Source organism: Lacrimispora sp. 38-1 (genome assembly GCF_049890855.1).
GTDB lineage: Bacteria > Bacillota > Clostridia > Lachnospirales > Lachnospiraceae > Lacrimispora.
On the sequence record NZ_JBANEW010000032.1, the window covers coordinates 82,686 to 96,995 of the forward strand.

13 protein-coding genes are annotated in these 14,310 nt (G+C 42.5%); 5 read left to right on the plus strand and 8 right to left on the minus strand.

What is annotated here, in order from left to right:
* Positions 1 to 10: 10 nt before the first annotated feature.
* A complete protein-coding gene (locus V7D18_RS07535) occupies positions 11 to 1,681 on the minus strand; it encodes a putative manganese-dependent inorganic diphosphatase (protein ID WP_426152995.1) in 1,671 nt (556 codons plus the stop codon).
* A gap of 406 nt (positions 1,682 to 2,087) precedes the next feature.
* Here V7D18_RS07535 and V7D18_RS07540 point away from each other — a divergent pair, with 406 nt between their 5' ends.
* The 4 genes from V7D18_RS07540 to V7D18_RS07555 all read left to right on the plus strand — a co-directional run bounded on the left by V7D18_RS07540 (position 2,088) and on the right by V7D18_RS07555 (position 4,881).
* Entirely contained in the window at positions 2,088 to 2,522 is a 435-nt protein-coding gene (locus tag V7D18_RS07540; protein WP_426152997.1) for a LytTR family DNA-binding domain-containing protein, read from the plus strand.
* An 11-nt stretch (positions 2,523 to 2,533) separates the two neighbouring features.
* Entirely contained in the window at positions 2,534 to 2,968 is a 435-nt protein-coding gene (locus V7D18_RS07545) for a DUF3021 family protein (RefSeq protein WP_426152999.1), read from the plus strand.
* A gap of 144 nt (positions 2,969 to 3,112) precedes the next feature.
* A complete protein-coding gene (locus V7D18_RS07550) occupies positions 3,113 to 4,027 on the plus strand; it encodes an ATP-binding cassette domain-containing protein (RefSeq protein ID WP_426153001.1) in 915 nt (304 codons plus the stop codon).
* Positions 4,024 to 4,881 carry an ABC transporter permease gene (locus V7D18_RS07555; protein ID WP_426153003.1) on the plus strand — a complete coding sequence of 286 codons (858 nt, stop codon included), beginning with the start codon at positions 4,024 to 4,026 and terminating at the stop codon, positions 4,879 to 4,881. The genes V7D18_RS07550 and V7D18_RS07555 overlap by 4 nt, the downstream gene beginning before the upstream one ends.
* Positions 4,882 to 4,986: 105 nt before the next feature.
* On the opposite strand, the gene V7D18_RS07560 is transcribed toward V7D18_RS07555, so the two are convergent.
* From V7D18_RS07560 to V7D18_RS07585, 6 genes are all read right to left on the minus strand, one after another.
* Complete coding sequence (locus V7D18_RS07560) at positions 4,987 to 5,931, minus strand: ROK family glucokinase (RefSeq protein ID WP_426153005.1); 945 nt, start codon at positions 5,929 to 5,931, stop codon at positions 4,987 to 4,989.
* A gap of 46 nt (positions 5,932 to 5,977) precedes the next feature.
* Entirely contained in the window at positions 5,978 to 7,957 is a 1,980-nt protein-coding gene (gene tkt, locus V7D18_RS07565) for a transketolase (RefSeq protein ID WP_426153007.1), read from the minus strand.
* Positions 7,954 to 9,228 carry a DUF5711 family protein gene (locus V7D18_RS07570; protein ID WP_426153009.1) on the minus strand — a complete coding sequence of 425 codons (1,275 nt, stop codon included), beginning with the start codon at positions 9,226 to 9,228 and terminating at the stop codon, positions 7,954 to 7,956. Before V7D18_RS07570 ends, tkt begins: the two co-directional genes overlap by 4 nt.
* 72 nt (positions 9,229 to 9,300) lie before the next feature.
* Positions 9,301 to 10,539, minus strand: coding sequence for a LysM peptidoglycan-binding domain-containing protein (locus V7D18_RS07575; protein WP_426153011.1), 1,239 nt, complete (start codon positions 10,537 to 10,539; stop codon positions 9,301 to 9,303).
* 62 nt (positions 10,540 to 10,601) lie between these two features.
* Positions 10,602 to 11,201, minus strand: a complete 600-nt coding sequence (gene yyaC, locus V7D18_RS07580; RefSeq protein WP_426153013.1) for a spore protease YyaC — start codon at positions 11,199 to 11,201, stop codon at positions 10,602 to 10,604.
* 139 nt (positions 11,202 to 11,340) lie between these two features.
* Positions 11,341 to 12,432 carry a hypothetical protein gene (locus V7D18_RS07585; RefSeq protein WP_426153015.1) on the minus strand — a complete coding sequence of 364 codons (1,092 nt, stop codon included), beginning with the start codon at positions 12,430 to 12,432 and terminating at the stop codon, positions 11,341 to 11,343.
* A gap of 168 nt (positions 12,433 to 12,600) precedes the next feature.
* Between V7D18_RS07585 and V7D18_RS07590 the strand changes: the two genes are divergently transcribed.
* Positions 12,601 to 12,867, plus strand: coding sequence for a hypothetical protein (locus V7D18_RS07590; protein WP_117418508.1), 267 nt, complete (start codon positions 12,601 to 12,603; stop codon positions 12,865 to 12,867).
* A 64-nt stretch (positions 12,868 to 12,931) separates the two neighbouring features.
* On the opposite strand, the gene V7D18_RS07595 is transcribed toward V7D18_RS07590, so the two are convergent.
* The gene (locus V7D18_RS07595; RefSeq protein ID WP_426153017.1) at positions 12,932 to 14,278 is read right to left on the minus strand and encodes a glucose-6-phosphate isomerase; all 1,347 of its coding nucleotides are present in this window, start codon (positions 14,276 to 14,278) and stop codon (positions 12,932 to 12,934) included.
* Between the last annotated feature and the right edge of the window lie 32 nt (positions 14,279 to 14,310).

Consider the following 14,310-nt stretch of genomic DNA (forward strand, 5'->3'; position numbering starts at 1 on the left):
CTGCCTCCCATTATTCCTGCACTGCCAGCATAATTCCGGGAATCAGCTGTTTTTTTCTGGATACAACACCCGGGAGACTTACCAGATGGTCTTTTCCGTTTTCCTGTGCATCTTCTGCCCGGAACGCTGTTGTAATCATCTGTTTTGCACCCTGTCCCTCACAGAGAAGTTCTGTAGATTCCGTGAGAATATTGGTCAGCATGAAAAACATCATGTCTACCCCATGCTCCTCTCTCGCCTTTTTCATATAGGGAAGCATTCTCTCTTTTAATTCATCCAGCTCTTTGGAGTTTAAGGAACTGATCTGTCCCACTCCAAAATTCACCTTTCCAAATGTAAACTTCTTAAAGTCCTGATAGAATATCTCTCCGTCTGTCTTTCCTTTTAAGTTGCTTCCTGCCGCAAACATGGATGAAGCATACTTTTCCACCTGGATTCCGGCAATCTCGGCAAGGCTCAGAGCAGCTTTCTTATCCGCTTCTGTGCAGGTGGGAGAACGAAACAGCAGAGTATCGGAAATGATCGCGCTGCATAATAAACCGGCAATTTTTGGTTCAATCTCTGTATGATTTTCCTGATACATCTGGTATATAATCGTTGCCGTGCACCCAACCGGCTGGTTGCGGAAGAAGACAGGAGCTATGGTTTCCACAGTTCCCAGTCTGTGATGGTCAATAATCTCCAGAACCTCAGCACTTTCCATTCCCTCAACAGCCTGGGACCGTTCGTTATGGTCAACCAGTATCAGACGTTTCCCTTTTGCACCAAGGAGGTTCCGGCGGGAAATCATTCCTTTATACTTTCCATTCTTATCAAGTACAGGAAAATCGCGGTGGCGCTTGCTTGCCATCACATCCTTTATGTCTTCAATGTAATCTTCCACTTCAAAGGTAATCAGTCCGTCTGTCTTCATAAAATAACTGATGGGAATACTCTGATTTACAAGACGGGCAGCGGTATAAGTATCATAAGGAGTTGTCATGACTGCACAGCCGCGTTCCTGTGCCAGTTTCTTTATCGTCATGGATACTGCTGCCCCTTCACACACAATAATACAGGCAGCCTCCATCTCAATGGCACAAAGCTGGGATTCGTAACGGTTTCCCAAAATAACCAGATCACCTTTGGCAATATAGTATTCCATCATGTCGGGATTGGCAGCGGCAATTAATACCTTACCATTATTAAAATAATCCCCTGTATCGCCGACTACCATGTTTCCTTCCAGAGTCTCCACAATATTTGCATACTGAGTATTGGCTTTGGAAAGAATGCTGCTGTCATATACGTTCATATAGGATTTGGCAATATCACCTACCGTAATAAGACCCTCTAACATTCCGTCATCAGTCACGGCAGGAATGGTCACAACATTGGCCTCCTGCATTATATTCCACGCATTTTTCAAGGAAAGGTTTTTCTTTACTCCACGGGTCTCCCTTATCTCAATATCCAGCACCTGAGTCTTCACATTCTCAATCAGTTCCGGAGGTTCCACCCCAAAATAATTAAGTACAAACTGGGTTTCTTCATTTACCTGCCCAGCTCTGCCCGGCTGATAATCTTCTTTCGTCAGCAGCCTTTTTAAATTGGCATAACAGACAGCTGAACAGATCGAATCTGTATCCGGATTTTTATGTCCAATCACAATTGTTTTTCTGTTTCTACGGTTCTCTTCCATGCCTTCCTCCTTTATTTCATAATCTGTTTACACAGCGTTCATATTGTGTTCACATGTATTTTTTATACTAATTGTATAGAAATCAAACAAACAAAAACGCTTAAATAGTCAAATTGCACATAGATTTTTCATAATTGCCCCGACTGCCTGGCAGCCGGGGTCTCCTCATTTTACAAGGATTCATCCTTTGTGAAGTATTCCCATTATATCATAATTTAGTAAATTGTAAATAAGCGTTGGCAGCTGCTAACGTGCTCTTAGTGAGAATATTTCCGTCCAGAGCAAATGATGAAAATCAAACGTATGTCCATTAGATGGAGTATTATGGGAATTCTGATAGTAATACTGATGCCTTTATGCTACAATTATGGTTATATAATCTAAATCTGCAGGCAGGTGAAATAAGTTGAAAATTGTCATTGAGGAATCACGCGATGGGGAAGAAGACCAAATAATTATTAAATGCCGGGAGATGACTGACGAGTTGATTCAATTACTGGCTATGATTAAATTACATGATGCACTTATTGCTTACGATGGAAATAATATTCACCGTCTTCAGCCGAAAGAGATCTATTACATCGAAGTTGTTGATAATAAAACTTTCCTATATTGTAAAGATAAGGTGCTTGAATCAAAACAAAAATTATATGAATTAGAAAGCTTTCTTTCAAAAAGTGACTTTCTGCGGGTATCAAAATCGGTACTACTTAATTTAAGCAAAATTAAAACGCTGAGTCCCGCGCTAAGCGGACGCTTTGAAGCGACTCTTGCCAATAACGAAAAAATTATTATTTCTCGTCAGTATGTAAGCGATTTAAAAAAAATACTGGGAATATAGGAGGCGTCAGCATGAATGCAGAAAATTTGTTAAAAACAATGTTTCGTTCCTTTTTCATAATAGTAACAGGGATTATTGCTTCTATGTACGTATTTTGCCTGATATTTTATCCGGATGCCAGCTTTTCCCTGCATGACATTGGTGGAATACTAGTGATGGCTTTTGTCAGTGATCTTCCATATCTTCTTTTTTACTCGGGTAAGGAACTCAGCAAAAAGCAGATGTACATTCGTAAATCAATACACCTGCCAGTACTTTTATCCGTAGTTTTGTATTTTGCCTGCATTTGGGACTGGATCAGTCTTAACCACACCAAAGAGGTTCTGACATTCGTTTTGCTTTTTCTATTTGTATACATTATGGTTTTTTTTACTTGCAAATATCAAGATCAAAAATTGGCAGACAAGTTAAATCACCGACTTAGAGAGCGTTACCGCTCACAATAGAATATATCTATAAAGATGGCAGGCTATTAACAGCTTACCATCTTTTTTTTACATCTTACCTCGCCGTAATCGCAGCATACTTTTTAACCTATTGCCTGCATTGTATTGTTCTGTTACAGTGATAACCGAAAGAGGTGATTAAAAATGGATAAAATTATTGAAGTATCAAATTTACAAAAAAGTTATTCGAATCTATCTGCCGTAAAAAATATTAATTTTTACGTTGAACGTGGGAAACTTTTTTCATTTCTCGGTACGAATGGTGCAGGTAAATCAACCACAATCGATATCTTATGCACATTAATGAGTTATAACAGCGGCGAAGTTACCATAGATGGGCTAGATCTTTGCCGTGACAGACAATCTATAAGAAATATAATTGGTGTCGTCTTCCAGGACAGTGTGCTGGACCCGCTGCTTACTGTGCGGGAAAACCTCATCATTAGAGCAGAATTCTATCAATCGGACAGAGCCATGATTCAAAAAGCTGTCTACGAGGCTGCTCAGGCAACCGAATTATGTGAATTTATTGATCGCCCCTATGGTAAGCTTTCAGGAGGACAGCGGCGCAGAGCGGACATTGCGCGGGCATTGATTAACACACCTAAAATACTTTTCCTTGATGAACCCACAACCGGCCTGGATCCGCAAACGCGAAAAAGCATCTGGAATGCAATTAAACTGCTTCAGAAAAAAACCGGAATGACAGTTTTTCTTACAACCCACTATATGGAAGAAGCTGCTGAATCGGACTATGTAATTGTACTGGACCACGGAGAAATCGCAGCAAAGGGTACACCAGTTGAATTAAAAACAAAGTATGCCACCGATCGCTTAAGGCTGTCTGTATCAGATGAATGCGCCTTACGTCAGATCCTGCTGGATTTTAAGCTTGACTTTACCATATCAGCAGGTGAGTTTGTAATAAATCTGACTGATACAATGAAAGCTTTGCCTGTATTGGAAAAATGCAAATCCTGCATCAGCAGTTTTCAGGTTTTACAAGGTACTATGGATGATGCTTTTATTGGTATTATGGGGAGGGAATTAAAGAAATGAATATATTAATAAAACGGAACTTAAAAGTCTTTTTTCGTGATAGAAGCGCAGTATTATTCTCCCTGCTTGCGATTTTAATCATTATCGCATTATACGCAGTGTTTTTAGGCGATGTATGGCTGGATAACTCCATGCAGGATATAAAAGGCACGAATTATTTAATGAATACCTGGCTTGCAGCAGGGCTTCTTGCAGTAGCGTCCATCACAACAACTATGGGGGCATTTGGCATTATGATTGACGATAAAGTCCGTAAGATCAACAAGGATTTTTACTCTGCACCAATTAAAAGCAGCCAGATCACAATGGGATATATTGGCAGTGCATTTTTAATAGGTGTAATAATATCAATCATTACGGTTTTTGTGTCGGAAATTTATATTGTATTCCGTGGGGGAGGGTGGATGACGCCTATTGTGCTCTTAAAAGTCATATTACTGGTAATTTTCACAACCGCAACAAATACTTCTATGGTCTGCTTTATTGTTTCCTTTTTTAAAAGCCACAGCGCATTCAGCACTGCCAGTACAATAATAGGTACTTTAATTGGATTTTTAACAGGCATTTATCTCCCCATAGGAGCCCTGCCTAAATCCGTACAAATTGTCATAAAATTGTTTCCTGTATCCCACGCCGCTTCGCTCTTACGCCAGGTACTTATGGAGGATGCCATGAAGGCTTCATTTTCAGATATACCAGCAAGTTATTTGAATGAATTTAAAGAGTATATGGGAGTTACCTTCCGCTTTGGTGACTCTGTTATCTCATGGTGGCTCAGTGTATTCATTCTGGTATGCACAGCCGCTTTATTTTATGGTCTGTCTCTATTAAATTTATCAAAAAGAAGCCAATAATGGTATCAAAATACTTTTACCTTAAAAGACCTCATTTCCAGATTTTGGGAAACGAGGTCTTTTATTGACATATTCAATTTCACATTATAAATATATGAATAATCATCAGTCAAGAATCAGTCTTGCCGCCCCGTAGATACCGGCATCATTCCCCAGTGTTGCAAGAACAATTTTACTCTTGCTTTTTGATATAGGAGTAAAAGCATCATAATGGCGGAAGATCTCATCAATGAGAAATTGTCCTGCCTTTGATACTCCACCGCCTATAACAAATACTTCCGGGTCTATGACCATGGAAATCTGAGCCAGAGTAAGACCGAGATAATGACCAACTGTATCCATAACAGACTTTGCCAGTTCATCTCCAGCCTTTGCTGCATCCAGCACTTCCTTTGCAGTTACTTCATCTCCGAAGTCCCGTAAAACAGAAGGAATGTCCGTAGAAGCCATTTTCCGCCTTGCTTCTCTTGCAATTCCAGTGGCGCTTGCAATCTGCTCCACGCAGCCTACACCGCCGCAGTTACAATGCTCCGTCTCTTCATCCCGGATATGGATATGACCAATTTCCCCTGCCAGTCCATGTTTGCCGGAAATGATCTTCTGTCCGAGGATTACGCCTCCGCCCACGCCTGTGCCCAGAGTGACCATTACAATGTCTTCGAAGCCTTTTCCTCCGCCCTGCCACATCTCGCCCAGAGCTGCTACATTGGCATCATTTCCGCAGAGCACCGGAATTCCGTCCAGCCTGCTGCTCAGTTCTCTTCCCGGATATAAATCACGCCAGCCTAAATTAACGCAGACCTCCACATATCCGTCAGGCATAACCGGGCCTGGAACTCCCATTCCTATGCCTTTGATCTCATCAAGAGAGATATTACGCTTCTTAAGTGTCTCCAGAATGGAAGCAGATACATCATCCAGAATGTATCTTCCGTTCTCTTCCGTTCTGCTTCCAACCTCCCACTTATGAAGAAGTTCCCCTGTTGTTTCAAATATTCCGATCTTAACAGATGTTCCTCCCACATCTATGCCAACACACTTTTTTCCCATGTCCAGATACGCTCCTTTATGCTTTTGTATCACAGCCGAAGTATAATTATAAGGATTTTGCCACTTCCGCTACATGCTCAGGCGTAAATCCAAAATGGTCAAATAACAGATTTGCCGGTCCGCTGGCTCCAAACCCGGTCATGGTCACATAAGCGCCGTCAAGGCCTACATATTTACCCCAGCCAAAATCGCTTAACGCTTCCACTGCCACACGTTTTCTTACTGCCTTTGGAAGTACGGATTCCTTATACGCTTCGCTCTGTTCCTCAAATAAATCCATACATGGCATGGAAACTACGCGGACTTTTCTGTCAGAAAGAAGAGCTTTTGCCTTTACGGACAGTTCCACTTCCGATCCGCTTGCAATGAGAATCAGATCCGGTGTTCCTTCACAGTCGTCAATTATATAGCCTCCCTTTAATGCCTCTTTGCTGCTTCCAGGCATAGGAGTCAGATTCTGTCTTGTAAGAACCAGAGCAGTCGGTGTCTTTTTGGAGGTCAGTGCAGAGTACCATGCTGCTTCTGTCTCTGTCTCATCACAGGGACGGAATACATGGAAATTCGGCAATGCCCGTAACATGGCAAGCTGCTCGATTGGCTCATGTGTCGGTCCGTCTTCGCCAACACCAATACTGTCGTGAGTAAATACAAAGGATAACGGCACTCCCATCAAAGCGGAAAGACGTGCCATTGGCTTGGTATAATCACTGAAAACAAAGAAAGTAGACACATAGGTACGAAGTCCGCCGTGAAGCATCATACCGTTTCCAATCGCTGTCATTCCAAGTTCCCGGACTCCAAAATGCATGTTTCTGCCGCCTGGGTTTTCCTTGCTGTAATCTCCCATATCCGACATATTAGTCTTATTAGATGGTGCTAAATCTGCAGAACCGCCGATTAAGTTTGGCATATATGTCTTAATTCTGTTTAAAATCTGTCCGGATAAATTTCTGGTAGCATCTGCTTTTTCAGGTTTTTTCCAGAAATCAGCGCATGCCTCAATGGATTTTTCTCCTGCATCCGGATCGTGATAAGCATTCCACAGTTCTTCCATGTCAGGATACTCCTGGCAGTAAGCAGCGAACATCACATTCCATGCCGCCTCTGTTTCAGCCTTTTCCTCAGCAAGCTTTCTATAATGGCTGTAAACTTCCTCCGGAACATAGAACGGCTCCATAGAAGGCCAGCCCAGGTTTTCTTTTAATGCAGTGATATTGTCTGCACCCAGAGGCTCTCCGTGAGCACTTGCTTTTCCCTGCTTTGCAGGACAGCCATACCCAATCTGGGTCTTTATGGTGATGAAGGACGGATGTTCGGTATCAGCCTTTGCATCCTCGATTGCACGGCCGATAGCCTCTAAATCGTTTCCATCTTCAACCGTAATAGTCTGAAAACCAAATGCTTCCATACGCTTCTGTACATTCTCTCTAAATGCGATATCTGTACTTCCCTCAATGGAAATTTTATTGGAATCATAAAAAACAATTAATTTTCCCAGACCGAGAGTTCCTGCAAGAGAAAATACTTCGGAGGAAATTCCTTCCATCATGCAGCCGTCTCCGCCCATAACATAGGTGTAATGATCAACCACAGGATAATTGTCCTTGTTAAATACCGCAGCAAGATGGCTCTCGGCAATTGCCATACCGACTGCCATACCCATACCAGCACCAAGAGGGCCTGTGGTTGCTTCAACACCAACCGTATGGCCATATTCCGGATGTCCCGGAGTTTTAGAACCGAGCTGGCGGAAATTCATCACATCCTCTTTGGATAAATTACCGTATCCGAACAGATGGAGCAGAGAATACAAAAGCATGGATCCATGACCTCCGGATAAAACAAAGCGGTCTCTGTTGGCCCATGTTGGGTCTGCCGGATTATGGTTCATGTGATTTGCCCATAATTCATATGCAGCAGAGGCACAGCCTAATGGAAGTCCCGGATGTCCGGAGTTGGCTTTCTGGATTGCATCGGCAGAAAGGATGCGGATTGCATTAATTGACATAGTATCGATGTTGCTCATTGGTATTGTCCTCCTATTTGTAATCTTATTTCTTTCATGTTTTGGGGTCCTGTCACGATCAGAGTATTGGGAAATCTGCCGTTTCGGATTTTCGATATGGGAAAATCAAATGTACCGGAAAACTTAAGCCTTCCTGACATATTATAGACTCTGCAAGAGTCTTCATTATACAAAATTACCAGGTTTCCGTCAATATCGGCATGCGTATACTGATATTGGAAACCACTGGTAAATACCGGATTCCCATTGGATTTATATACATTAAGCTTATAAGGATTTTCCCCTTCAGGGTTGTCCAGAATCATTCCCACATACTTGTCCGAATAAAATACACTTTTAATCTCCGCCTCTACAGGCACCTGCTTAATCAGTTCCGGAGAAAGCGCATTCTTTGTGGAATAAAATGAAATACCGTTATCTGCAAATGCGCAGGAATATGTATCATCAAGAAATCTGACCTGTGCTACAAGTGTTGACTCATAAGGTTCATCAAATCCCCCCACAAGCCGGTCCGGTACGCTTTTCCCAATTTCTGCAAAGTTATGAAAAGCAACCCTTCCATTCATGGTTCCATTCTTTAAAAATGCATAGGACCCGATCAGCTGTGTTCCATCAGGAGATAAACTGATATCTACCGGATAACCGGAATCGCCTCCTAAAAGAGCCTTGATCTTCACATCCAGAGAGCTTCCATCCCGCTTATAAAAATAAACATAATTGGAGGTAGTGTCTTCTAAGATTGCCGCCACCACACCGTGAGCAGATACAGAAGCCTTTATAATGGGCAGCACTGTATTAGCCACTCCGGTATTTCCTGTCTTATCAAAGATATAGATGGAATTACCCTGCTGGTCCGCAATAACCGCGTAGGGACCGTTTACACTGGCAACCGGTGATTTCATCTCATAGCTTTGTATCCATATCTCTTTTCCCTCAGCATCTATATACGAAGCCCCATCTTTGCTGTATTTCAGCACGTTGCTGCCGAAATTTAAATATCCTACATAGCTTCCCTCATTCAGCGACTTTTCCCAGATGACACTGTATCCAGTATACTGACAGTATTTAAAATATGTATACAGACTGACTGCCGCTGCAGACAGGATAAAAAACACCACCAGAAAAATCTTTAATTTTTTCTTTTTCACCTTGGTGCGGGCTCTTTTTATGATTTCATTACTGTCCTCGTCCTTTTGCGGTGAAGCCGGGACAATCTGACGCCGCAGCTGGTCTTTCTTTATCTCTCTGTTCATAGAGTTCATATCGCTCATGCAGTTTCTCCTAAAAATGCCCATATATAATAGTAGTATACATCAAATCAGAGAGAAACGCATTAAGTTTTTCTATGGAAGACGCAATTTCTGACCCGCAACTATCTTATTTTCGTCCTCCAGCCCATTCAGCTCACATATTTCCTTTAATTTATTGACATTTTTGTATTCGGCAATGCAGATTCCATACAGCGTTTCCCCTTCTACCACTGTATGCGTCCGCTGGCCTTCGGCTGCTGCAGCCTCCGTCGCAGGAGAAGTCTCAGTCTTGGCTGCCTGTGTCACTGTTTCTTCTGTAATCTTTTGGGCTGCGGCCGCAGTTTCTTTCACTGCAGCTGTCTCTCCGGCTGATTCCCCAGCCTGGGCCGCAGTCTGCGCCTGCGAAGTTTCCGGCATGGTTTCGGACATCGTCTCCTTATTGACTGCAGAAGTTGGATAAACCTCTCCATCTGCTTCTTCTAATATAACTCCGGATTCCTTTTTTCCGTCTTTTTGCTGAGCCTTATCACCCAGCAGGAGTTTTTCTGCTTTGGCAGGAATTGCAGATACCACCACGCTCTCCATACTGTCCATCTGTTCATAGTTGTTAAACATAACAATTCCGCCAGCTAATATGACGACTGACATGGCCATGCACATGCCCCGGAGAAGTCCGACAGTCTGATGCCTGTCCGCTGCTTCTTCCTTATTCTCGCCCATTCGCTTGCGGAATTCTTCAATTACCTTATCATTTGTATCGGTTTCGATACGTTTTACATCCTTTCGCAGTACCATATAGTCCTGCATCATCTGATTGCGTTCATAATAGATACTGTACCCCTGAAGCTTGTAAAAGCCATCCTCTGAGGTTACATAAACTGTTTCATCTCCTTCTGTTCCACAGCTTAGATACATTAGTTTGTTGGGACCTCCAAAATACTGCATATGCTGCTTCCAGTAATTTAGAGGACTTAAATCATCTCCCGGACTTCCACATAGAAACCAGCCCTGTATGGACCGTTTGGGAAAAAGCTGTTCCATATTTTGGGATGCTCTTTTCCATGACAGCTCTGTAAAAGACACCTTCCGGCCTTCCTCCGTCACATCCTCCATCTCAAGCGCTCCGTCAATGAAGATATATGGAGTACCGTCATTCAATTCCATACTGCCTAACAGAAGTCCGACCCGCAGTCTTTGTCCGCTTACAGGGTACAGACGCTTTAAATATGTGTTAACATAATCCTCTACATATAATTTTACGATTTCATCCCTTTCCCCAATCTGTCTGATATTTTTCGGCAGCTTTGGGAAAGGATTGTATAATTCACCCATTGGATCACCCCGCTATTCTATTTAATCCAATGAATCATAGCATATGGTATTTGAAAAACGTGTCAAAGAAAGTACGTATTTTCCCATAACTTTTCGACAATACAGATGCTGCTGCTAATGCAGTCTGCCATGCGCATGACAACAGAAAGCCGGATACTCTGAAGCATAAGCGGATCGTAATTTCCACAGCTTCCCACAATACCTGTGATGAATATATCCCCAACAGCCCGAAGCTCCTTGCTCACTCCAAGGCCGGGTTTTAACGCTCCTTTTCCAAGGGTAACAAAACCAATATGCTCTATATTTCCAACCGAAGCATCCACTGCCACCACCACATGATTGGGGTATCGCAGTTTTAAAATAGTCTGATAGGTTTCTAAATTCATGGCATGAACCGGACGCTCTAATGTACCCAGTATCTCCAGATGTTCCAGTCCCATTTCATTTAGCTTATAACCAATTAAGGGCCCAAGGCTGTCTCCCGTGGAACGGTCGGTGCCAATACATAAAAACAGCACACCTGCCGATTTCCCATTCTCCTGCTCCGAGCATATCATGTTGTAAAGTCTGGACGCAAACTCCTCTGCTTCAAAGGTCTGCCTGGTGTCGTAATAAAAAACATCCCGATTTCCCCGGATCGCAATTCTTTCCCATAATTTCATAATATACTGCCCTGCTGTCCTTATTTTTCTCTGTTCTATTATAAGCCGGGTTTCCTGGAATTATTCACCCCATTCCTTTAGAAAAATGCAAAAAAAGTACAGGCCTGCCATTTGCCCCGGCAGGTTCCTGTACCTTCATTTAGTCTTTTATGCTATTATAAATTTCCTTGGCCTCACTGATGGTTGAAGCCCTTCCCATTCGTATGATATCAGCCAGTTGGTCAAGCTTTTCCGGGATCATAAATTCAGATCCGATATAAGAAGCATAATTATCATTGATAAACAGCGTCTGTTCCTTAACCCGTATCTGCGCTTCCTTCCAGTTTATAACCGCGTCTTCATGCTCTTTCTCAAGCTGTGAAATCTTCTCTCTCTTGCTGCTGGCGATCTCATCGGAAATAATGGTACTTGTCACCTTATCAAATGTATTTAACGCATCCTGCTTCTTGTCTGCAATATCCGCAAGATCCTGTTCTGTCTTAGCAATCTCGTCATCGAACCGCTCCAGATTATAGACGGTCTCATTCCGGTCCTTTTTTATGGAACGTACAATGGAACGAAGCTTTCTCCGATTAGACTTTATAGAATTTTTAATCGCTCTTCCTTTTTTTAACGCCTCCGGATGTCTGACCCGTGTCCGGTTATTAATCAGTATATAAATTCCTCCAAAAAGCAAAATGGAGACAAAATAGATACCTGCCAGATAAAATGCTTTTCTTTCAGGTATCAGAAAATAGATACCACAGGGAATGGCAAGAAAGAAAATGAACGCAGTAAAAAGAAGTATGATAAATTCAGAAAATCCCCTGGTAAAAAACAGTGCATAATACCACGTGCTTCTACAGTAAGAAGGGACATGATCCCGTTTAAAAACAGATTTTAACTCAGCAAACAGCTCCCTGTTTTTGTCCTTAAGCTCCTGAGTCTCTTCTTCAATCCGTTCCTTTACTCCCTGGGTTTTCGCTTTCTCCCGCTTGTTCCTTAAGCGCTTTAAATGGTCCTGTTCCTTAGCGATCTCCCCGTCATAGGTATCGTTAATCTCCTGAATCCTCTTTTTCACCGTAAGGCTGATGGCATCGGTCACAGCCTTTCTCTCTGCTTCCAGTTCTCTTAAAAGACTCTTTTCTTCCAGACGGTATTTCTCCAGCAAACTCCTGCTTACCGATAGTTCCTGAACGGCTCTGCATGCCTCTCCAAGAAATCCAACCTGATCTTCTATAGGCTGTGCCATCTTTTGTCTTCCTCCTTCGGTTTTTCCTCTCACAATTTTATCATAGGTTGATTGGTTTTACAATGTCCTGTATTTCATCCTTGCCATATTCCTGCACATAATGCTATAATCGTTTCAGAAAAATACTGCCGTTTAACCGAAATTTGTCAGATAGAAGGGAAAATCATTATGTTTCGTATGTGGGCAAAATTAATTAACAACACCCGGATCGTTAAGGATACAGTCATCTGCATCTCCGATTACAGTCTGTCCAGGACTTCCATGGTCTTTCAGTCACTGGAGGAGATCTGTTATCAGTTTGATCTTGGAAAGCCCATATGGCTTGATTCTACCGTTAAGGAATTTAAAATTCATTCAAAAGCACGATTTACTCAGGATAACTTTATGGAACCCATCGATTTTGATTTTCTGGAGATACAGATTATAGAAGAATAATACTTACTGGTATTAAAAAAGTCCTCCACTTACATGGCAGGACTTTTTTATATTCTAAAGCATATTATAATCTCTTTAAAAGCGCTTCTCTCTCCTTCTCAAACCCGGGTTTTCCAAGCAGAGCAAACATATTCTTTTTATAGCTTTCCACCCCCGGCTGGTTGAATGGATTCACTCCCAGAATATAGCCGCTTACACCACAGGCATATTCAAAGAAGTAAAACAGCTGTCCCAGGCTGAATTCGTCCTGACCCGGAATGTTAACCATCAGATTCGGGACATCTCCGTCACTGTGCGCCAGAATCGTTCCATTCATCGCGCTCTTGTTTACGAAGTCCACGCTCTTTCCCGCCAGATAATTCATTCCGTCTGTATCAACCTCTTCTTCCTTTAAAAGGATCTCTGCCGGAGATTCTTCTACGTTTAATACAGTTTCAAACATAATTCGGGACCCATCCTGAATAAACTGTCCCATAGAGTGCAGATCTGTGGTCAAATCCACTGCTGCCGGAAAAATACCTCTCTGATCCTTTCCTTCGCTTTCTCCAAACAGCTGTTTCCACCACTCGGAAACATAATGTAGGCTTGGCTCATAATTAGCCACGATCTCGACAGCTTTTCCTTTTCTTAAGAGGATGTTGCGGACCGCCGCATAGCGGAGAGCACCGTTTGACTCATAAGGAGCGTTTACCGCCTCCTCTCTGGCTGCTGCCGCGCCTTCCATCAATTTATCAATATCAGCACCTGATACCGCAATCGGAAGAAGGCCGACTGCCGTAAGCACTGAGAAACGTCCTCCCACATCATCCGGAACTACAAACGTCTGATAACCTTCCTGGTCCGCTAAATTCTTTAACGCACCCTTCGCCTTATCCGTGGTGGCATAAATCCTTTTATTTGCCTCTTCACGTCCATACTTTTCGATCAGCAGATCCTTAAATACACGGAATGCAATTGCAGGCTCTGTGGTCGTACCGGATTTGGATATAATATTAACGGAGAAATCTTTTCCTTCCAGCACGTCCTTTAAATCCTGTATATACTTGCTGCTGATGCTGTTGCCGACGAAATAAATCTCCGGAGTTTTACGCTTTCCTTTTGGTAATACGTTATAAAAGCTGTGGGATAAAAATTCGATCGCTGCTCTTGCACCAAGATAAGAGCCGCCGATCCCGACAACAAGCAGTACATCAGAATCACTCTGAATTTTTTCTGCTGCCGCCTTTATTTCCTGGAATTCTTTTTTATCATAATTGACCGGTAGATCAATCCACCCCAAGAAATCGTTACCTGCACCAGTTTTGTTCATCAGCACTTCCTTCGCACACAGTACTGTGGCTTTCATGTTATCCATCTCTTCTGCTGATACAAATCCTGCTGCCCTGGAATCATCAAAAACTATATTTCCCATTGCTAATATTCTCCTTTTCCTATTATGTCAGG

What these genes read in the sequence shown, in the direction of transcription:
- V7D18_RS07575 (WP_426153011.1), bottom strand. Translation starts at nt 10,539, where the DNA reads ATGGGTGAATTATACAATCCTTTCCCAAAGCTGCCGAAAAATATCAGA.
- V7D18_RS07550 (WP_426153001.1), top strand. Translation starts at nt 3,113, where the DNA reads ATGGATAAAATTATTGAAGTATCAAATTTACAAAAAAGTTATTCGAAT.
- V7D18_RS07570 (WP_426153009.1), bottom strand. Translation starts at nt 9,228, where the DNA reads ATGAGCGATATGAACTCTATGAACAGAGAGATAAAGAAAGACCAGCTG.
- V7D18_RS07595 (WP_426153017.1), bottom strand. Translation starts at nt 14,278, where the DNA reads ATGGGAAATATAGTTTTTGATGATTCCAGGGCAGCAGGATTTGTATCA.
- V7D18_RS07590 (WP_117418508.1), top strand. Translation starts at nt 12,601, where the DNA reads ATGTTTCGTATGTGGGCAAAATTAATTAACAACACCCGGATCGTTAAG.
- V7D18_RS07545 (WP_426152999.1), top strand. Translation starts at nt 2,534, where the DNA reads ATGAATGCAGAAAATTTGTTAAAAACAATGTTTCGTTCCTTTTTCATA.
- V7D18_RS07535 (WP_426152995.1), bottom strand. Translation starts at nt 1,681, where the DNA reads ATGGAAGAGAACCGTAGAAACAGAAAAACAATTGTGATTGGACATAAA.
- V7D18_RS07585 (WP_426153015.1), bottom strand. Translation starts at nt 12,432, where the DNA reads ATGGCACAGCCTATAGAAGATCAGGTTGGATTTCTTGGAGAGGCATGC.
- V7D18_RS07555 (WP_426153003.1), top strand. Translation starts at nt 4,024, where the DNA reads ATGAATATATTAATAAAACGGAACTTAAAAGTCTTTTTTCGTGATAGA.
- tkt (WP_426153007.1), bottom strand. Translation starts at nt 7,957, where the DNA reads ATGAGCAACATCGATACTATGTCAATTAATGCAATCCGCATCCTTTCT.
- yyaC (WP_426153013.1), bottom strand. Translation starts at nt 11,201, where the DNA reads ATGAAATTATGGGAAAGAATTGCGATCCGGGGAAATCGGGATGTTTTT.
- V7D18_RS07560 (WP_426153005.1), bottom strand. Translation starts at nt 5,931, where the DNA reads ATGGGAAAAAAGTGTGTTGGCATAGATGTGGGAGGAACATCTGTTAAG.